General features: G+C 70.6%; 17 protein-coding genes and 1 riboswitch. Of the genes, 9 read left to right on the top strand and 8 right to left on the bottom strand.

Annotated elements, in window-relative coordinates; genetic code table 11:
* Positions 1–623: 623 nt before the first annotated feature.
* Together CU254_RS32750 and CU254_RS32745 are read right to left on the bottom strand one after the other, a co-directional pair.
* On the bottom strand, positions 624–1,127 hold the full coding sequence (locus CU254_RS32750) for a methylated-DNA--[protein]-cysteine S-methyltransferase (protein WP_009083099.1): 504 nt from the start codon (positions 1,125–1,127) through the stop codon (positions 624–626).
* Positions 1,128–1,141: 14 nt separating this feature from the next.
* Positions 1,142–2,551, bottom strand: coding sequence for a DNA-3-methyladenine glycosylase 2 family protein (locus CU254_RS32745; protein WP_100266949.1), 1,410 nt, complete (start codon positions 2,549–2,551; stop codon positions 1,142–1,144).
* A gap of 102 nt (positions 2,552–2,653) precedes the next feature.
* On the opposite strand from CU254_RS32745, the gene ychF reads away from it, so the two are divergent.
* The gene (ychF, locus tag CU254_RS32740; protein WP_009083095.1) at positions 2,654–3,736 is read left to right on the top strand and encodes a redox-regulated ATPase YchF; all 1,083 of its coding nucleotides are present in this window, start codon (positions 2,654–2,656) and stop codon (positions 3,734–3,736) included.
* Between the two features lie 338 nt (positions 3,737–4,074).
* Here ychF and CU254_RS32735 read toward each other — a convergent pair whose 3' ends face one another.
* Positions 4,075–4,665: a cysteine hydrolase family protein gene (locus CU254_RS32735; protein ID WP_009083094.1), complete on the bottom strand. Its 591-nt coding sequence runs from the start codon at positions 4,663–4,665 to the stop codon at positions 4,075–4,077.
* Between the two features lie 103 nt (positions 4,666–4,768).
* Here CU254_RS32735 and CU254_RS32730 point away from each other — a divergent pair, with 103 nt between their 5' ends.
* Positions 4,769–5,746 carry a GlxA family transcriptional regulator gene (locus CU254_RS32730; protein WP_037715568.1) on the top strand — a complete coding sequence of 326 codons (978 nt, stop codon included), beginning with the start codon at positions 4,769–4,771 and terminating at the stop codon, positions 5,744–5,746.
* A gap of 100 nt (positions 5,747–5,846) precedes the next feature.
* On the top strand, positions 5,847–6,533 hold the full coding sequence (locus CU254_RS32725) for a hypothetical protein (RefSeq protein ID WP_009083090.1): 687 nt from the start codon (positions 5,847–5,849) through the stop codon (positions 6,531–6,533).
* Between the two features lie 386 nt (positions 6,534–6,919).
* Here the strand turns inward: CU254_RS32725 and CU254_RS32720 are convergent, their stop codons facing one another.
* Positions 6,920–7,210 (bottom strand): 4a-hydroxytetrahydrobiopterin dehydratase, encoded by a 291-nt coding sequence (locus tag CU254_RS32720; RefSeq protein WP_009083086.1) that lies wholly within the window; start codon positions 7,208–7,210, stop codon positions 6,920–6,922.
* 24 nt (positions 7,211–7,234) lie between these two features.
* Positions 7,235–7,346, top strand: a riboswitch (TPP riboswitch).
* A 31-nt stretch (positions 7,347–7,377) separates the two neighbouring features.
* On the opposite strand from CU254_RS32720, the gene CU254_RS32715 reads away from it, so the two are divergent.
* The 3 genes from CU254_RS32715 to CU254_RS32705 are packed head-to-tail and all read left to right on the top strand — an operon-like array spanning position 7,378 to position 11,062.
* The gene (locus CU254_RS32715) at positions 7,378–8,445 is read left to right on the top strand and encodes a thiamine ABC transporter substrate binding subunit (protein WP_078561167.1); all 1,068 of its coding nucleotides are present in this window, start codon (positions 7,378–7,380) and stop codon (positions 8,443–8,445) included.
* Positions 8,421–10,058: an iron ABC transporter permease gene (locus CU254_RS32710; protein ID WP_050788333.1), complete on the top strand. Its 1,638-nt coding sequence runs from the start codon at positions 8,421–8,423 to the stop codon at positions 10,056–10,058. The genes CU254_RS32715 and CU254_RS32710 overlap by 25 nt, the downstream gene beginning before the upstream one ends.
* Complete coding sequence (locus tag CU254_RS32705; RefSeq protein WP_009083080.1) at positions 10,058–11,062, top strand: ABC transporter ATP-binding protein; 1,005 nt, start codon at positions 10,058–10,060, stop codon at positions 11,060–11,062. The genes CU254_RS32710 and CU254_RS32705 overlap by 1 nt, the downstream gene beginning before the upstream one ends.
* Before the next feature lie 9 nt (positions 11,063–11,071).
* On the opposite strand, the gene CU254_RS32700 is transcribed toward CU254_RS32705, so the two are convergent.
* The 3 genes from CU254_RS32700 to CU254_RS32690 form a co-directional block, all read right to left on the bottom strand.
* Complete coding sequence (locus CU254_RS32700) at positions 11,072–11,950, bottom strand: ABC transporter permease (RefSeq protein WP_009083079.1); 879 nt, start codon at positions 11,948–11,950, stop codon at positions 11,072–11,074.
* Positions 11,951–12,022: 72 nt separating this feature from the next.
* Positions 12,023–13,030 (bottom strand): ABC transporter ATP-binding protein, encoded by a 1,008-nt coding sequence (locus CU254_RS32695; RefSeq protein WP_037715566.1) that lies wholly within the window; start codon positions 13,028–13,030, stop codon positions 12,023–12,025.
* Positions 13,027–14,115, bottom strand: coding sequence for an outer membrane lipoprotein carrier protein LolA (locus CU254_RS32690; RefSeq protein ID WP_009083077.1), 1,089 nt, complete (start codon positions 14,113–14,115; stop codon positions 13,027–13,029). The genes CU254_RS32695 and CU254_RS32690 overlap by 4 nt, the downstream gene beginning before the upstream one ends.
* 145 nt (positions 14,116–14,260) lie before the next feature.
* On the opposite strand from CU254_RS32690, the gene CU254_RS32685 reads away from it, so the two are divergent.
* Genes CU254_RS32685 through CU254_RS32675 form a run of 3 tightly spaced genes read left to right on the top strand, consistent with a single transcriptional unit; the run spans position 14,261 to position 16,718 of the window.
* On the top strand, positions 14,261–14,971 hold the full coding sequence (locus CU254_RS32685; RefSeq protein ID WP_037715564.1) for a response regulator transcription factor: 711 nt from the start codon (positions 14,261–14,263) through the stop codon (positions 14,969–14,971).
* Complete coding sequence (locus CU254_RS32680) at positions 14,968–16,293, top strand: HAMP domain-containing sensor histidine kinase (RefSeq protein WP_009083075.1); 1,326 nt, start codon at positions 14,968–14,970, stop codon at positions 16,291–16,293. Before CU254_RS32685 ends, CU254_RS32680 begins: the two co-directional genes overlap by 4 nt.
* Positions 16,294–16,316: 23 nt before the next feature.
* On the top strand, positions 16,317–16,718 hold the full coding sequence (locus tag CU254_RS32675) for a (deoxy)nucleoside triphosphate pyrophosphohydrolase (protein WP_037715561.1): 402 nt from the start codon (positions 16,317–16,319) through the stop codon (positions 16,716–16,718).
* 21 nt (positions 16,719–16,739) lie between these two features.
* On the opposite strand, the gene trpS is transcribed toward CU254_RS32675, so the two are convergent.
* Positions 16,740–17,705, bottom strand: a complete 966-nt coding sequence (gene trpS, locus CU254_RS32670; RefSeq protein ID WP_009083072.1) for a tryptophan--tRNA ligase — start codon at positions 17,703–17,705, stop codon at positions 16,740–16,742.
* Between the last annotated feature and the right edge of the window lie 165 nt (positions 17,706–17,870).

Here is a 17,870-nt window from a genome sequence, read left to right as displayed (position 1 = left end):
GTGCACGCGCCTAGTCGCAGCCGGGTCACGGCTGGTGCGGTGAGGCGCTGTGTGGCTGCGCACCGCCTGGTCGCGGTCGGACCGTGTCTGGTGCGGTGGGGCGTTGTGTGGCTGTGCACCCGCCTGGTCGCGGTCGGACCGTGTCTGGTGCGGTGAGGCGTTGCGTGGCTGCGCACCCGCCTGGTCGCGGCCGGGTCACGCTTGGTGCGGTGCGGCATTGTGTGGTTGCGCGCCCGTCTGGTCGCGGCCCGGCCACGGCTGGCTGGTGCGGTGAGGCGCTGTGTGGCTGTGCACGCTCCTGGTCGCGGCCGGGTCACGGCTGGTGCGTTGCGGCGTTGCGTGGCTGCACACCCGCCTGGCCGCGGCCAGGCCGCGACTCGTGCGTTGAGGCGGCGAGGTTGCTCACTCGCCGTCGGTTCGGCAGGGGTTGCCTAGCTGCGACCGGTGGGTGCTGAGTCGGCGGCGGCGAGTCCGCTACCGGCTCGGCTGGCAGCGGTGCGGGCAAGCGCGACGGCAGGGGCTGCGGTGCCCAAAGGTTAGCCGGGCATCTCAAGCTGGTGAGCTGGCTGCTTCCGAAACGCTTGCCGCTTCGGAAGCAGCCAACCCAACCCAGGCCGCGACCCTCAGGCGGACTCTTCGTGGTGCAGAAGCCACCGCTTAGCGTCCACGCCCCAACGGAAGTTGCCGATCGCTCCGCCAGTCCGCACGACCCGGTGGCAAGGCACGAACAGCGCCGCCGCGTTGCGGGCGCACGCGGTTGCTGCGGCGCGGACCGCTGAGGGGTTGCCGGAGAGGGTGGCGTATTCCGCGTAGCTCACTGGGCTGCCGGGCGGGACTTTGCGCAGCATCTCCCACGCGTGCTCGCGGAACGGGCCCGACCGTTGCCGTACCTCGATGTCGGCGACGGCGTTCAAATCGCCGCCGTGGTAGCGGCGGATCGCGGTCGTCACCGGGCCCAGGTCGCGGCGTTCGGTCAGGGTCGTCGGGGCCAGGGACGGCGAGATGAGCGGCGTCAGCTCGGCGACGTCACCGGTCCAGCCGGAGGCCAGTACGGCGCCGTCGCCTGTCACTACTGCGGTGAACGGGCCGATTTTGGTGTCCAAAGTGGACCAGAAGGCGGTGGGCACGGGGGGAAGTCTCCTCAATCGGTCGGGGAACTGAGATACCGGCTGGCGTACGAACTCCACGGCTGCCAGCCGCGGGCGGACGTCGTCAGGTCGATGCCCAGCTCGGCCGCTCCTCGGCGGACGGCTGGGTCTGCGGACAACAGGACGTCGGGCGCGCCGAGCAGGCGCATTACGACGTAGTCAGCGGTGGCGGGATCGACGCCGGTCGCGAGCATCTCCGCGCGCAGTTCGTCGGCGTCCCGGCCCACGTGCAGGTCCGGTTCTCCGGCGACGATCGCCGCGGCGACCTTCTCGACCAGCGGTTTCACGTCCGCCTCGGCGATGGCGGACGGGGTCGGGAAGAGCGTCGTCAGGGTGTCCATCGGCGGGTCGGCGGGCGGAACGGGCTCGCCGAGCTTGACGACGTCGGCCACGTCCTCGCCGAGCAGGGCGCGGAGCAGGACCTCCGGGCCGTCGACCGCGCCGGGTACGCGGATGCCGGGGACGGCGGCGACCAGCGGGGCCAGCGCCTGGTCGGCGGAGAGCACGCGCGAGACGGCTTCCGGGTCGGCGTCCAGATCCAACAGCCGTCGCACCCGGCTGACGGCGCTGCTCAGGTCGCGCAGGTCCGAAAGTGCCAGGTCGCACTGCACGTGGCCAGCGCGCGGGCTGACCCACACCGAACCGGGGCCGTGGGGCAGTCGCAGGGTGCGGCCGTAGCCGTCCTCCGAAACAGCTTCGATGCCTGGCAACGCCCGGGAGGCGTGGTAGTTCAGCACACCCGCGGCGTCGAACGGGGCACGGAACGGCAGGCGAAGGCTGAGTCGCGTCGCACCGCTGGGTTCGTTGCGGTTTCCACGACGCAGCGACGCTGCGCGGAGCTGTGACGGCGTCGTCGCGAACACCTCGCGGATCGTCTCGTTGAACTGCCGGATGCTGGAGAACCCGGCGGCGAACGCGACGTCCGTGAGCGGCAGCTGCGACATCTCGATCAACAGCCGTGCCGAGTGCGCGCGGTGGGCTCGGGCGAGGCGGATCGGCCCCGCGCCCAGCTCGGCCGTCAAAACGCGGCCGAGCTGGCGTTCCGAGTAGCCGAGCTGACGGGCCAGACCGGGTACGCCTTCGCGCTCGACCAGGCCGTCCGAGATCAGTCGCATCGCGCGGGCGGCCAGGTCGGCGCGCACGTTCCAGTCCGGCGAACCCGGGACCGCGTCCGGCAGGCAGCGGCGGCACGCGCGGAAACCGCTGGCCTGCGCGGCTGCCGACGTGGGGTAGAAGCGGACGTTCTGTGCCTTCGGGGTGAGCGCCGGGCAGGACGGGCGGCAGTAGATGCCCGTCGTGCGCACCGCCATGATGAACTGGCCGTCGAACCGCTGGTCGCGGGCGGTCACCGCGCGGTAGCAGCGCTCGGTGTCGCGCCAGATCGGGATGGTCGAGGTAGCCATGTCGTCGATGATGCCAGCAGGTGAGAGCCCTGACTGGCGGAAAACCGACACGACGTTACCGGGTCGGCGGGGGTCCGCGCGCAGCACGTAGACTTACCGGTCGTGAGTCTCACCCTCGGTATCGTCGGCCTGCCCAACGTCGGCAAGTCCACCCTGTTCAACGCGCTGACGCGCAACGACGTGCTCGCCGCGAACTACCCGTTCGCCACGATCGAGCCCAACGTCGGCGTCGTGCCGCTGCCGGACCCGCGGCTGGACAAGCTGGCCGAGATCTTCTCGTCGGAGAAGACCGTGCCCGCCGTGGTGTCCTTTGTGGACATCGCGGGCATCGTGAAGGGCGCGTCCGAGGGCGCGGGGCTCGGCAACAAGTTCCTCGCGAACATCCGCGAGGCCAACGCGATCTGCCAGGTCATCCGCGTGTTCGACGACCCGGACGTCGTGCACGTCGACGGCCGGATCGACCCGATGTCCGACATCGAGACGATCAACACCGAGCTGATCCTCGCTGACCTGCAGACCCTCGAGAAGGCGTTGCCGCGGCTGGAGAAAGAGGCGCGCACCAAGAAGGAAGCGCGGCCGGCGCTCGAAAACGCCCAGAAGGCCAAGGAAATCCTCGACTCCGGGCGCACGCTGTTCCAGGCGCAGAAGGACATCGACGGCGAGGCGCTGCGCGAGCTGAGCCTGCTCACCACGAAGCCGTTCCTGTACGTCTTCAACGCCGACGAGGCCGTGCTCACCGACGAGGCGCGCCGCGAGGAGCTGGCGAAGCTCGTCGCCCCGGCGGACGCGGTGTTCCTGGACGCGAAGGTCGAGGCCGAGCTGCTGGAGCTGGACGACGAGGAGTCCGTGCGCGAGCTGCTCGAGTCCGTCGGCCAGCTGGAGCCGGGCCTGCACGCGCTGGCCCGCGCCGGTTTCCACACGCTCGGCCTGCAGACGTACCTCACGGCCGGTCCGAAGGAATCCCGCGCCTGGACGATCCCGCAGGGCGCGACCGCCCCGCAGGCCGCCGGCGTCATCCACACGGACTTCGAACGCGGCTTCATCAAGGCCGAGGTCGTGTCGTTCGAGGACCTGGTCGAGGCGGGCTCGATGGCGGCCGCGCGCTCGGCGGGCAAGGTTCGCATGGAGGGCAAGGACTACGTGATGGCCGACGGCGACGTCGTGGAGTTCCGCTTCAACGTCTGACGACCGCCGAACGGGCTGGGGAAGCTCGGGCCGCTCCGTGGTCCCCGGGCCACGAGGTTTCAGTGTTGCTGCGCAACGGATTCGACATCGGCGACAGCGACCTCGAATACTGCGCTTTGGTCCGCGAACCCTCGCCTCGTGGTGAGCGCGCCGATCTGGCGTTGAGTCAGCACTGATCCATTTCGGGGACGAACCGGTGCTGATCCGAAACGAACCCAGCTACGACGACGCCGTGCTCGCCGACGGGATCGTGCGCGAGGTCGTCGCGGGGTTCCTCGATTGCTGACGCACCGGCCTCGGCAGGACGGGAGCCCCGCCGAGGCCGGAGACCAAGGGGTTCAGTTCAGCTCGGCGGCGCTCGAAACAACCACGCCGTACAGATCCCCGATGGTCGCCAACGCGCTGCGGTGCAGCTGCTCGGCGCTGACTTCCCCGTCCGGACCCGGCAACGGCCGCGTGGCGCAGGCGTCGGCGACGACGGTGGGGTGGTTGCCGCGCAGGAAGGCGCCTTCGGTGGTGAACGTGACGCACATGTTGGTCATGAACCCGGCGATCACCACGTTCTCGTGCCCGGCCGCGTCGACCTTCGCGCCCAGGTCGGTGTTCACGAACGAGTTCGGCGCGCCCTTGACGACGACCGGTTCGCCGTCGAGCGGGGCGACGTCCGGGTGGATGCTGCCGATCTCGGCTCGGATGTCGTACGGCGTGCCCTCGCCGCCGTCGTTGACGACGTGGATCACTGTCGCTCCGGCGGCGCGGGCCTTGGCCAGCAAGCCTTGAGCCGCGGTCAGGGCCGGGCGCCAGCCGTCCAGTTCCATGACGCCGCGGGTGTAGGTGTTCTGGTAGTCGACCAGGATCAGGGTCGCGTCGGCCAGCATTGCCGGGGTCTGGTCGAGACCGTTCAGTTCCCGCAGCGTTTTCCGTGCCATGGTGGGGTTTCCTCTCGTTTCCGTTCTGCCCGATCGACGCTAGACTCGGTCCCGGATGTCGGCAATGACATGCGAAGCGCAGAAACCGACATGGGGGAGCGCGATGAAGAGACGGGTGGTCGTGGTCCTGTTCGACCGCATCGACCTGCTCGACGTGACCGGTCCCGCCGAGGTGTTTTCGTTGCTGCAGCGGGAAATGGACCGTCCGACGGGCTACGAGGTGGTGCTCGCGGCCGAGACGCTGGACCCGGTGACCACCTCGGCCGGGGTGCGGGTCCTGCCGGACGTCACGTTCGCGCAGCTGGCGAGGAAGCCGATCGACACCCTGATCGTGCCTGGTGCGGTGACGACGGGGGCGAAAGGGGAGATCGTCGCGCGGTGCGACCCGGCGGTGGTCGAGGAGGTGCGCCGCCTGGCTGGGCGGACGCGGCGGGTGGCGTCCGTCTGCGTCGGCGCGCACCTCCTCGCGGCGGCGGGGCTGCTCGACGGCAAACGGGCCACCACGCACTGGTCGACGGCCCGGCAGCTCGCCGCCGAGCATCCGGAGGTGACCGTCGACGCGGACCCGATCTTCATCCGCGACGGTTCCGTGTGGACGGGCGCCGGGCTGAGCGCGTGCCTGGATCTCGCGCTGGCGCTGGTGGCCGATGATTTCGGTCCGGAACTGGCCTCGCGGGTGGCTCGTCAGCTGGTGATGTTCCTGCGGCGGCCGGGCGGGCAGAGCCAGTTCAGTGTGTCGCTGGAGCCCGCGTCCGCGACCCGGCGGGTGGACGAGCTGCGGCAGTACATCGCGGCTCACCTGGCGGAGCCGCTGACGGTGTCCGAGCTGGCCGCGCACGCGCATGTCACGGACCGGCAGATCACGCGCGTCTTCAAGGCGGAGTTGGGGATGACGCCTGCCGCCTACGTCGAACACGCGCGCGTCGAGGCGGCGAGGCATCGGCTGGAGACGACGGATGAAACTCTGCCGAGAATTGCCCGGAACTGCGGATTCGGCACTGTTTCTACTCTGAACCGGTCGTTTCGGCGGACGTTGACTACGACGCCTAACGAATACCGGGAGCGGTTCCGGATCGGTTAGCCCCGCACTGGAGTATTCCTTGCAGTACAACACTTCCCCGGCCGAATAGCTGGCCGGTCCTTCGCTACGATCGGTCCCCTCATTCAGCGAGGGGGTTTGAATGACGAAAAAACAGCCGTCCGCGATGGCGCCGCCGTGGACCTATCGCGACGACGTGCTGAGCTACACCTGCTACCTCGCCGGCTTGATGGCCGACAACGCCGATCTCGGTCAGGTCGAAGAGGTGCTCGCGCCGTTTCCCGGCCGGAACGCGACCGGCGAGCGGTTCTGGGCCACCGGGGCGGTCGTGGTTTCGGACTTCCGGGCGCTCGGGGACGGCAGCTGGAGCGTCTCGACGCCGTTCGTGGCCGGGACGGGGGCGCTCGGGGTCGGGCTCGTGGCCGGTTCGCTGGTGGGCGGGGCGATCGCCCGGTCCCGGGCACGGCAGAGGGCGGCCGCGGCCGCGGTTCCGCGCTGGGTGCCGATCGAGCAGGGCGGGATCTACCTGAGCCCGCAGGGCTTCCATCTCTACACGCCGCGCGTGCACGGGTGGCACTGGAAGGCGATCACCGGCGCGGCGGTGGTCGCCCCGGCGGTCGTGCATGTGACAGGGAACAGCAAGAACGGCCCGGTCTCCTGGCTGATCCAGTCGGAGTGGGCCGAACTGCTGTTCGTGACCTGGGCGTACGCCGAGCACCCGCGGCATCCGCAGCTCGTCACCGGCCAGTGGCTGCCGCCGGGTTGGGTCGAGCACGCGAAGTGGCATCAGCGAGTCCCGGCGTTGCCGCCCGCGGACCCGGTGCTCTGAGGCGCCCGGCGCAAGGGCTCAGCCGAGCAGACCGAGCACCACCATCGACAGGAGGACGACAGCGGTCGAGAACGCCGCGACCCACGTGCGCTGTGCGGCGGTGAGCTGGGCAGATGTGCTGTTCATGGCGGGTCCTAGCGGGGCGAGTGCCGATGATTACCGCTGGGATAGCGCCTTGATCTAGCTCACTGTTACCGCTTGTGATCAAGGTCACGCCGGGTGCGCGCGGTGTGCCACAGCACGCCTCCCGCGGCGGCCACCATCAGGACGAACGAACCCATTCCCACCACGAGTGCCTGGACCATGCGGACCTCCTTCTCATCGTCTGTCCGGGAGACGCGCGAAGGGGCCTCTTGTGTTGCCAGGGTTGCCGACATCACACCTGGTCAGCGGGCCGCCAGCACCTCGTCGATCTGGCGGGCCAGCGCGAAATCGCGTTCGGTCAGGCCGCCGAGGGAGTGGGTGCTGAGGCGGAAGACGAGCGTGCGCCAGCGGATGTCGATGTCCGGATGGTGGTCGGCCTCCTCGGCGAGCTCGGCCACCCGGTCGACCACCTCGATCGCCGCCGGGAAGGACGGGAGTTCGGCGGTCCGCACGATCGTCGCGTCCTCGCGCCGCCACTCCGGGACGGTGCCGAGGGCCTGGTCCACTGCCGAGTCGTTCAATAGCTGAGTCATCACTCCATGGTGTCGGCTACGCTGCGGCATTGCCACGGGAGTCCGGTACGCCGGGCTGAGAGGCGGGCCGTCAACCCGCGACCGTTCGCACCTGGATCCGGATCATGCCGGCGTAGGGAGGCCGTATCGCTCTCCCTCATCCGGCGCAGTGCAGGAGGGGAAGAATGATGTCGCGGACCGTCCGCACGGTGGCAGGCCTCGCCGGAGTCGCGGTGCTCGCCAGCGCCTGCTCGCTTTCCGGCGGCGACTCGGGCGGGTCGTCCGCGAGCCCGGACCAGAAGACGCCGACCGTCACGCTGGTCACCCACGATTCGTTCGCGGCCCCGCAGGACGTGCTCGACGCCTTCCAGCGCCAGTCCGGGATCAAGCTCAAGATCCTCAAGTCCGGCGACGCCGGCGCGCTCACCAACAAGCTCGTCCTCACCAAGGGCAGTCCGATCGGCGACGTCGCGTACGGCGTCGACAACACCTTCGCCTCCCGCGCGCTCAGCGAGGGCGTCTTCCAGCCCTACACCAGCCCGGAGGCCGACCGCGGTCCGCAGCGCTACTCCGTCGACCCGCAGCACCGGCTGTCGGCCGTCGACCTCGGCGACGTCTGCGTGAACATCGACCCGGCGTACTTCGCGAGCAAGGGGCTGCCGGAGCCGAAGAGCTACGACGACCTCGCCGACCCCAAGTACAAGGACCTGACCGTCGCGGAGAGCCCGGCCACCGCGTCGCCGGGGCTGGCGTTCCTGCTCGGCACGGTCGCGAAGTACGGCGAGGACGGCTGGAAGGGCTACTGGCAGAAGCTGAAGGACAACGGCCTCAAGACCGTGAGCGGCTGGGAGGAGGCCTACACCAAGGACTTCTCCGGCTCGTCGGGCAAGGGCCCGCGGCCGATCGTCGTGTCCTACGCCTCGTCGCCGGCCGCGGAGGTCGGCGAGGACGGCAAGCCGCGCACCAAGGCGCTGCTCGACACGTGCTTCCGCCAGGTCGAGTACGCGGGCGTGCTCACCAACGGCAAGCAGATCCCGCAGGCGCAGAAGGTCGTCGACTTCCTGTTGTCGCAGCAGTTCCAGACGACGGTCGCGGCCAACATGTACGTCTACCCGGCACGCCAGGGCGTCGAACTGCCCGCCGGCTGGGCCACCGCGGCTCCGCTGCCGCAGGCTCCGGCCACCATGCCCGCGGACAAGGTGCAGGCCGGCCGGGAGAAGTGGATCGGGGAATGGCGCTCGCTCATGGGCGCGTGATCCCCGCGCGCACCGTCGGGCTCACGCTGCTCGGCCTCCTGCCGGTCGCGTTCCTGGTGGTGTTCTTCGCCTGGCCGGTCGTCGCGATCGTCGGCCGGGGGTTCTCGGCGGGCGGCGTCGACACCGTGCTCGGCGACCCGCAGACGTGGCGGCTCGCCGGGTTCACGCTGGCCAGCGCGGCCGCGTCGACCGTGGTCGCGGTGGTCGCCGGGCTGCCGGTGGCGTACCTCCTGGCGAGGGTCCGGCTGCCCGGCGTCGGGCTCGCTCGCACGATCGTGCTGGTCCCGTTCGTGCTGCCGACGGTCGTCGTCGGCCTGGCTTTCCGGGCGATCTGGCCGGACGGCGGCGTGCTGCCGCTCGTGCTGGCCAACGCGTTCTTCAACGTCGCCGTCGTCGCGCGCACGGTCGCCGGGCTGTGGGCGCACCTCGATCCGCGAGCGACCGAGGCCGCGCGGGCGCTCGGGGCCTCGCCGTGGCGGGCGTTCCGGTCGGTGACGCTGCCCGCACTCGGCCCGGCGGTCGCGTCCGCTGCCGCGGTGGTGTTTCTGTTTTGCGCCACCAGTTTCGGCGTAGTGCTGATCCTCGGCGGCGGGAGCTACCGGACGCTCGAAACCGAGATCTACCTCCGGACGGTCGACCTGCTCGACCTTTCCGGCGCGGCCGCGTTGTCGCTGATCCAGTTCGCGGCCGTGGTCGCCGCGCTGGTGCTGGGGGCGATGGCGCGCCGGAAGCGGGAGAACGCGGTGAAGCTGCGGTCCGCGCAGGTCACCGCGCGTCGGCCGCGCGGCGGGGAATGGTGGACGGTCGGCGCCGCGGTCGTGGTGCTCGGTCTGCTGCTGACGCCGATCGTCTCGCTGCTGCTCGAATCGGTGTCCGGTTCGGACGGATGGAGTCTCGCCGGATACCGGGCGCTGAACACTGTCGGGCAGAACGACGCGCTGCAGGTCTCCGGCTGGATCGCGGCACAGAATTCGCTCGCCGCGGCCACCGACGCGACGCTGCTGGCGATGGCCGTCGGGCTGATCGCCAGCGTCGTCCTGGTCGCGCTTCGCCGGTCTCCGGGCGGGCTCGCGCGCGGGATGGGCGAGACCATGGACGTCGCGTTGATGCTCCCGCTGGGCGTGTCCGCGGTGACTGTCGGCTTCGGCTACCTCGTGACGCTCGACGCGCTGCCCGGCGACCTCCGCACGTCGCCGCTGCTCGTGCCGTTCGCCCAAGCGCTGGTGATCATGCCGCTGGTGGTGCGGATGATCCTGCCGGTGCTGCGCGCGGTCGACATCCGGCTGCGCCAGGCCGCCGCGACGCTCGGCGCGAGCCCGGCGCGGGTGTGGCGGGAGATCGACTTTCCGCTGGTCGCTCGGTCCGTGGTGGCCGCGGCGGGCTTCGGGTACGTCGTCGCGCTCGGCGAGTTCGGCGCGACCAGCTTCCTCGCGCGGCCGGACGCGCCGACGCTTCCGGTGGCGATCGCGACGCTGATCAGCCGGCCGGGGGAGCTGAACAACCAGATGGCGTACGCCTCGTGCGCCCTGCTCATGATGGTGACTGTGGTGGCGGTGGCCCTGATCGACCGGTTCGGCTCGGTCCGCGGCCGCAGCACGGTCGGGGAGTTCTGATGGCGCTTACGGTACGGGACCTGACTGTCCACTATGGATCGTTCACTGCGGTCCGTGACGCGCGGCTGGACATCGCCGACGGAGAGGTGCTCGCGTTGCTGGGCCCGTCCGGTTCGGGCAAGTCGACGCTGCTGCGCGCGATCACCGGGCTGGAACCGGTGTCGTCCGGTTCGGTGTCCTGGGACGGCGCCGATCTCGCCGCCGTGCCGGTGCACAAGCGCGAATTCGGCCTGGTGTTCCAGGACGGACAGCTGTTTCCGCACCGCGATGTCGCCGCGAACATCGCGTTCGGCCTGCGAATGCACGGCGTGCCTCGCGAACGGCACGCGGCGCGCGTCGAGGAACTGCTGAAGCTCGTCGGCCTCGAAGGCTACGAACGGCGCCGGGTGACGGAGTTGTCCGGCGGGCAGGCGCAGCGGGTCGCGCTGGCCCGCGCGCTGGCCCCGGAACCGCGCTTGCTGTTGCTGGACGAGCCGCTGTCCGGTTTGGACGCTGGACTGCGCGAACAGCTGGCGATCGACCTGGCGGAGCTGTTGCGGCGCAGCAAGATCACCGCGCTGCTGGTCACGCACGATCAGGAGGAAGCGTTCACGCTGGCCGATCGCGTCGCGGTGCTCGACGCTGGGGAGATCCGGCAGGAGGGCGCGGTCCGGTCAGTGTGGAACAGGCCGGTGGACGACCAGGTCGCGCGCTTCCTCGGCGTCACCACGTTCCTCGACGGCACCGCGGCTGACGGCGTAGTGCGGACCGAGCTAGGCACCGTCGAGCTGGGCGTGGACGACGGTCCGGTCCGGCTCGGATTTCGCCCGCACGGCCTGAAAGTCGCCAAAGAAGGCGTGCCCGGCGAAGTGACCGCGGCGGTGCACCGGCGGGAGCATCTGCGGCTGGTCGTCCGGTGCGGGGAGTCCACTGTGGACGCAGTGGCCCCGGCCGGGGCGGACATCCGGGCAGGCGACCCCGTCCGGCTCGAACCGGATCCGGACGGGATCGCCGTGGTGGGCTGAACCCCCAGGTCAGCCGTCCCGGGTGACGAGGCGTCCGTAGGCCAGCGACAGCCCGACCACGATGTAGCAGGCCGCGCGGATCGCGCCCTCGCCGAGCTTCGTCAGCTCCATCGGATCCTGCAGGACGGCGACCGGGACCAGCGTCCAGCCCTCCGTGAGCAGGAACGGGTGCAGCCAGTTCAGCGAGGTCAGGAAGCCGAGGATGGTGAACACGATGTTCCCGGCCAGCACTGACGCGACCACGAGCATCGGGTGTTCCGTCCAGCTCGACACCGCCAGCGCGACCGCGCCGATCGCCCACAGCTGCAGCACGATCCAGCCGCCGACGAGCAGGATCCGCAGCAGCGCCTCGCCGAGCGACAACGTGGTGCCCGACAGCGTGAACAGCGAATCCGTGCCGTTGATGATCAATCCGGTGGCCACGCCGGTCACGCACATCGCGAGCACCGCGACCACCGACACCGTCGCGACGCCGAACGCCTTGACCGTCAGCAGCCGACCCCGGCTCACCGGCGCGACGAGCCAGCCGCGCAGCGTGCCGTGCGCGGCCTCGCCGGCGATCGCGTCCGCGCCCGCCATCGCGGAGGCGAGCGGCAGCAGCAGCGTGAGCGTCATGACCATCGCGGCGATCGGCAGCACGAGCGCGTTGTTCACCGCAGAGGCCAGCAGTGCGGCACCGCCGTCTCCGGGAGCTTCGTTCCCGGCGTTCTGCCCGACCAGCGTGAGCCCGATCCCGACGACGATCGGCACCAGCGCCAGCAGCCCCAGCACGGCGAGCGTGCGCGGCCTGCGGAAGATCCAGCGCAGCTCCGCGGCGAACAGCCGGAGCAACGGCACCGTGTCGTGCCCGGTCCGGCTCACCGGCACCGCGACCGCAGCGGTAGTCATTTCGCCTCCACTGGAATAAGTACGTCGGCGGCAGTCATTTCGCCTCCGCGGGAAAAAGTACGTCGGCGGTAGTCACAGCGCTTCCCCCTCAGCTTCTTCGCCGGCCGCCGATTCCCCTTCGGTCAGCCGCGCGAACAGGTCCTCCAGCCCGGTCCGCGCCCGGGTCGCCTCGTGCACCTCGACGCCGGCTTGCACGAGCACCTGCAGCACTCGCGGCGCGGGCGTCGCGGTGAGGTCGACGCGGACGCCGTCCGGCGTGAGCCGGGCCCCGATCCGGTTCTCCCGCAACGTTTCCACCGCGTGCTCGGCGTCCGGCGTGCGCACCAGCAGCGCGGCGTTCCCGGATTCCAGCAGGTCCGCCAGCTCGCCCTGGGCGACGACGGTGCCGGACTGCAGCACCGCCACGTGCGTGCAGGTCGCTTCGACCTCGGCCAGCAGGTGCGACGACACCACCACGGTCACGCCGTCCGCGTGCAGATCGGCGACGATACGGCGGATCTCCCTGGTACCCGCCGGATCCAGACCGTTCGTGGGTTCGTCGAGCACGACCATCCGGCGCGGCACCAGCAGCGCGCTCGCGAGCCCGAGCCGCTGCTTCATCCCGAGCGAATAGCCCTTGTACCGGCGGCGCGCGGCGGCCGACAGCCCGACGCGGTCCAGTGCGGCGTCGACCGCGCCGGGGATCGCGGACGACGCCAGCCGCGGTTCGGCGGCGGCGAACCGCAGCAGGTTGTCGCGTCCGGAAAGGAACGGGTGGAAGCCCGGCCCCTCGACCAGCGCGCCGACGTCCGGCAGCGCGTGCGCGGACTCCTCCGGCATTTTCCGGCCGAGCAGTTCGACCTCGCCCGCGGTCGGGCGGACGAGCCCGAGCAGCATCCGGATCGTGGTCGTCTTGCCCGAACCGTTGGGCCCGAGCATGCCGAGCACGGCGCCCTCGGGCACGTCCAGGTCCACGTGGTCCACCGCGACGGTGCTGCGGTAGACCTTGCGCAGCCCTCGGGTGCGCGCGGCCAGCGGGACCGCCGGGGCGGGCACCTCGTCCGAGATGCCCGCCCCGGTTTCGACCGCGGTGCTGGTCACTTGGCGCCCAGCGCTTCGTAGAGGACCTGCTCCGGAACCGCGCCCGCGGCGAACCGGCCGTCGTCGGTCAGTACCGCGCCGCCCACCTTCGTGGTGAAGAGGTAGCCGCTGCCCCACGGGCCGTTGACCCGCTTGGCGAACCGGCTCAGCATCTTCTGCACGTCCGCGCCTTTCGCCTCGCCCTGCGCCTGCTGCTTCGGCTTCATCAGGTCCGCGGGCACCTTGCCGGTGACGACGGTGTCCCAGCCGTCGCCGACGAGCTTGGTCGCCTGCATGGCCTCGTTCACCAGCGCCTTGTCGCGCTCGTCGATCTTGGCCTGCTTCTCGGTCACCTTCGCGCCCTTGGGCGGGGTGAAGGCGAACAGGTCGGCCGACTGGTCGGCGAACTCGATCTTGCTGAACGCCAGCTCCAGCGCCGGGGCGGTGGTCCCGTTGCTCAGCACCGAAAGCCGCAGCGGCATCCGGGTCTGCGAGTCGACCGCGACGCGGATCTCGCGCAGCAGCGTGCGTTCGGTCGGCTTCGGAGTGAGGACCAGCTCGTACGCCGGCCGGTCGGCGACCGTGGCCGTGCCGTCGACCGCGACGTTGCTGCTCTCGCGCACCTTGGCGAGCAGTTCCTTGGCCGCGGTGGACGGGTCGGCGGCCTTGCCCTCGACCGAGTGGTGCTTGGTCGCGACCTCCGCCGGGATCGTGGTCTTGGTCGCGCTGTTGGTCTTGGAGTCGTAGTCCCACACGGTGTTGCCGTTGTGGACGATCGTCTCCTGTGTCTGCCCCTTGGTCAGCGACACCTTCGTCTTGCCGGTGCCGTCGCTGAACACCTGCGCCGAGTCGATGCCCAGCGCGCCCGCCCCCGGTACCGCGCCCATCGCCATCTGCGGCAGGCCGAGGTCGTTGCTCACCTTCACCGTGCCGTCGAACGGCGCCGGCTTCGCGGTGACCACCGACTGCACGAGGTCCTCCGCGCTGACCTGCGGCAGCTTCGGCGCGTCCCCCGCCGAAGCGGGCATCGCCACCACGACCAGCCCGCCCACGCCGAGCGCGGTGCCGACGACGGCCGCGGTGATGGCCTTCTTCTTCGGATCCATCTCGTCTCTCCCTGTGTTCCCGGGCTCTGGTGGGCCCGGCTCCCGGTGCAGACGTTCCACTGCCGAGGCTGAGATACCCCTGAATGTTCGGCCCGTTCAGCTGAGATGGCACTGAGAGTACGCGCGTCAACTGCACAAACCGGCCATGATGAGGATCGTGAAACCTCGGGTGCTGGTGGTCGACGACGAACCTGGTGTGCGCAAGGCGCTGCAACGCGGCCTGCGCGCGGAGGACATGGACGTGGTCACCGCCGCGGACGGGCCGACCGGGCTGCAGCTCGCGCGCACCGGTTCGTTCGACGTCGTGCTGCTGGACATCATGCTGCCCGGGTTGTCCGGCTATCGCGTGCTGGAACGGCTGCGCGCGGAGAACGTGACCACGCCGGTGCTGCTGGTGTCGGCGAAGGACGGCGAAATCGACCAGGCCGACGGCCTCGACCTCGGCGCGGACGGCTATCTCGTGAAGCCGTTCTCCTTCGTCGTGCTGGTCGCGCAAGTTCGGGCGGTGCTGCGGCGCGCCGGGCCGGACGCTTCACGCGGCGCGCTGAAACTCGGTGCGCTGGAGGTCGACCGGGCGCTGCGGCAGGTGCGCTGGGACGGGCAGGAAGTGCCGCTGAGCCCGCGCGAATTCGGGCTGCTGGAGGTGCTCGTCGGCCGCGCGGGGACGGTCGTGACGAAGGACGAGCTGCTGCGCGCGGTGTGGGGCGAGGAGCAGGCCGTCACGCGGAATCTTGTTGAGGTGTACGTGGGTTACGTGCGGCGCAAGCTCGACGCGGTCGGCGCGGGCTCGATCCTGCGCACGGTGCGCGGGCACGGTTATCTCGCCTCCGACGACCAGCTAGACGAGGTCAGGTGACCGGCTCGCCGTCGTCGTGGTGGAGCCGCCGTTCGCTGCAGGTCCGGATCACCTTGCTGGCCGCGGCGATCACCCTCGGCTGCCTGCTGGGCCTCGCCGCGCTGGCGGCGAACAAGCTCGACCCGCTGCTCACGGACTCGGTCGACAAGGAGCTGACCGCCGCGCTCGGCCCGGCGACCGCCGCGGTCTCCGCCGGGACTCCGCTCGCCTCGGCGGACCCGGTTTCGGTGCGGGTGCTGGACATCGCCGGAAACCCGGCGGACGGCCAGGCGCGGCCGAAGCTGACCGATCAGGAGGTCTCGCAGCTCAAGGCGGGCTTGCCGGTGCAGTCGGACGGCTCGCGCTGGCGCGGCCAGGTGGTCAGCACGCCGAACGGCAGCCAGCGGCTGGTCGTCGCCGGGGCCGGGCTGGTCGGGTTCGCCGCCGCGGTGCATTACGGCGGACTGTGGCTGGTCGTGGTCGCGCTGGTCGGCGCGCTGGTGGCGGGCCTGGCGACCTGGCTGGTCGTGCGGCTCGCGCTGCGGCCGGTGGCGCGGATGCGCGGGCTGGTGCGCGCGCTGCCGCCGGGTTCGCGGCTGCCGCTGCCGACGTCGCACGACGAAATGCGTGCGCTGGCCGAGGAATTCAACGCGCTGCTCGAACGCCAGGAGGAGGTCAGCCAACGGCTGCGCCGGTTCACCGGCGACGCGGCGCACGAGCTGCGGTCACCGGTCGCGTCGATCCGGGTGCAGGCCGAGGTGGCCGTGACGAATCCCGATCCGGAGCTGGCGCAGGAGACGCTGTCGGACATCCTCGAGGAGTCGGAACGGCTGTCCGGCCTGCTCGACGGCCTGCTCGCGCTGGCTCGTTCGGACGCCGGCGAGGTGCCGCCCGCGGAACCGGTCGAGGTGGTGTCCGAGGTCCGCGCGGCGGTGCGCCGGCTGCCGCCCGGGGTGCCGGACACGCGGGTGAGCAGCGCGGTGGCGCAGGCCTGGGCGTCGGCGGCGCACCAGGAGGTCGAACTGGTGCTGGACAACCTGCTGCGCAACGCCTGCCGGTACGCGTCCGGGCAGATCGTGGTGTCCGTGCTGGCCTCGCGCTCGAAGGTGCGGGTCGTGGTGGACGACGACGGCCCGGGCATCGCGCCCGAGCACCGGAGCAAGGTGTTCGACCGTTTCTATCGCGTGTCCGACGACCGGGCGCGCTCGTCCGGCGGAACCGGCCTCGGCCTGGCGATGGTCGCCGAAACGGTGCGCCGGCGAGGGGGCAAGGTCCGGGTCGGCGAATCCCCGGACGGCGGCGCGCGCTTCGAGGTCACCTGGCGGGCGGGCGCGGACCGGTGAATCCGGTGGGGGAGACTGAGCGCATGGACGCGGTCATCGTCGGGGCGGCACTGGTGCGCGACGGCAAGCTTCTTGCCCAGCAACGGGCTTGGCCGCCGCATCACGCGGGCCAGTGGGAGCTGCCGGGCGGGCGCGTCGAGGAGGGCGAGACCGAGGCCTTCGCGCTGGCCAGGGAATGCCAAGAGGAACTGGACGTGGTGGTCACCGTCGGCGACCGGGTCGGCCCGGAAATCCCGCTGCCGGGCGGAAAAGTCCTGCGCGTGTACTCCGCCGCGCTGCTGTCCCCAGGCGACGAGCCGCGCGCCGTCGAACACACCGCCCTGCGCTGGGTCGGCCACGACGAACTGGACGATTTGGACTGGCTGCCCGCGGACCGGGACCTGCTTCCCGCACTGCACGCCCTCGTGAGTGCTGATTCCGAGTAGAACCAGCACTCACGAGGCGCTTCAAGCCGCCCCGACCATCCGCAAGGCCGACGACACCCGGTGCGCACTGCGATCGATCGCCCGCTCGGCCCCCGCTTTGCGAACCCGCTCCAGCTCAGCGACGTCGTCGAGCAACGCGCGCGTCCCTTCCCGGACCGGCCGCAACTCCTCGATCACCGCATCTGCGACAGCGTCCTTGAGCACGCCGTACGACGGATACTTCTCAGCCAGCTCGGCAGGATCGCCACCCCCGCACGCCGCGAGGATCTCCAGCAAATTCGAGATCCCCGGCCGATTCACCGGATCGTAGACCGGCACCGAATCCCCGTCGGTGCGCGCCTTGCGAATCTTGCGCCGAACCTGATCCGGCTCGTCCAGCACGAACACCACCCCCGCGGAATCCTGGGCGGACTTGGACATCTTCCGGGTCGGCTCAGCCAGATCCTTCACGCGCGCCCCCGCAGGCGGCAACGTCGCCTCGGGGATGACGAACACCTCGCCGTACGTCGAGTTGAACCGCCGGGCAAGCGTGCGCGCCAACTCGACATGCTGCCGCTGATCCTCCCCGACCGGCACCTCGTCCGCGCCCTGCAACAAGATGTCCGCCGCCATCAACACCGGATAGGTCAGCAAACTGAGCCGAACGCCCGCCTGCCCCTTGGATTTCTCCTTGAACTGGATCATCCGCGCCGCCTCGCCGTAAGAGCAGGTGCACTCCAGCACCCAGGTCAGCGCCCCGAGTTCCCGGGCAAGATCGGATTGCACGAACACCCGCTCCGGCGCGATCCCCGAGGCCACCAGCACGGCGAGCTGCTCAGTCGCCAACGCCCGCAACTTGGCCGGATTGTGCGCGGTAGTCATCGCATGAAGGTCGGACACGAAGTACAAGTCGTCCGGCCCGCCGTCGGCCGCCCACCGCCGCAACGCGCCGAGGTAGTTGCCGAGCTGAACGTGACCGGACGGAGTGATGCCGGACAGCTGGACCATCGGATTTTCCTCTCCCTTGGGTTGTCAGGCCCCCGGGAGCAGGCACGAAAAAAGCCGCCCACCGGGGCGGCCTTCGCTGGGTTTTTCAGCGCAGAGCTAAGGGGCCGCCAACGGACGGCCACCACTGAGTGCTCTGGAAACGCATGCGACGAGCCTAGCACCGGA

The sequence above is a fragment of the Amycolatopsis sp. AA4 genome, assembly GCF_002796545.1.
Classification (GTDB): domain Bacteria; phylum Actinomycetota; class Actinomycetes; order Mycobacteriales; family Pseudonocardiaceae; genus Amycolatopsis.
This window is presented reverse-complemented; position numbering and strand designations above follow the sequence as displayed.

Excerpts from the sequence above, each read along its gene's own strand:
- CU254_RS32685 (WP_037715564.1), top strand. The coding sequence starts at position 14,261 with ATGATGAGGATCGTGAAACCTCGGGTGCTGGTGGTCGACGACGAACCT.
- CU254_RS32700 (WP_009083079.1), bottom strand. The coding sequence starts at position 11,950 with ATGACTACCGCTGCGGTCGCGGTGCCGGTGAGCCGGACCGGGCACGAC.
- CU254_RS32710 (WP_050788333.1), top strand. The coding sequence starts at position 8,421 with ATGGCGCTCGCTCATGGGCGCGTGATCCCCGCGCGCACCGTCGGGCTC.
- CU254_RS32690 (WP_009083077.1), bottom strand. The coding sequence starts at position 14,115 with ATGGATCCGAAGAAGAAGGCCATCACCGCGGCCGTCGTCGGCACCGCG.
- CU254_RS32705 (WP_009083080.1), top strand. The coding sequence starts at position 10,058 with ATGGCGCTTACGGTACGGGACCTGACTGTCCACTATGGATCGTTCACT.
- CU254_RS32745 (WP_100266949.1), bottom strand. The coding sequence starts at position 2,551 with ATGGCTACCTCGACCATCCCGATCTGGCGCGACACCGAGCGCTGCTAC.
- CU254_RS32715 (WP_078561167.1), top strand. The coding sequence starts at position 7,378 with ATGTCGCGGACCGTCCGCACGGTGGCAGGCCTCGCCGGAGTCGCGGTG.
- CU254_RS32730 (WP_037715568.1), top strand. The coding sequence starts at position 4,769 with ATGAAGAGACGGGTGGTCGTGGTCCTGTTCGACCGCATCGACCTGCTC.
- CU254_RS32675 (WP_037715561.1), top strand. The coding sequence starts at position 16,317 with ATGGACGCGGTCATCGTCGGGGCGGCACTGGTGCGCGACGGCAAGCTT.
- CU254_RS32735 (WP_009083094.1), bottom strand. The coding sequence starts at position 4,665 with ATGGCACGGAAAACGCTGCGGGAACTGAACGGTCTCGACCAGACCCCG.
- CU254_RS32720 (WP_009083086.1), bottom strand. The coding sequence starts at position 7,210 with ATGACTCAGCTATTGAACGACTCGGCAGTGGACCAGGCCCTCGGCACC.
- CU254_RS32725 (WP_009083090.1), top strand. The coding sequence starts at position 5,847 with ATGACGAAAAAACAGCCGTCCGCGATGGCGCCGCCGTGGACCTATCGC.
- trpS (WP_009083072.1), bottom strand. The coding sequence starts at position 17,705 with ATGGTCCAGCTGTCCGGCATCACTCCGTCCGGTCACGTTCAGCTCGGC.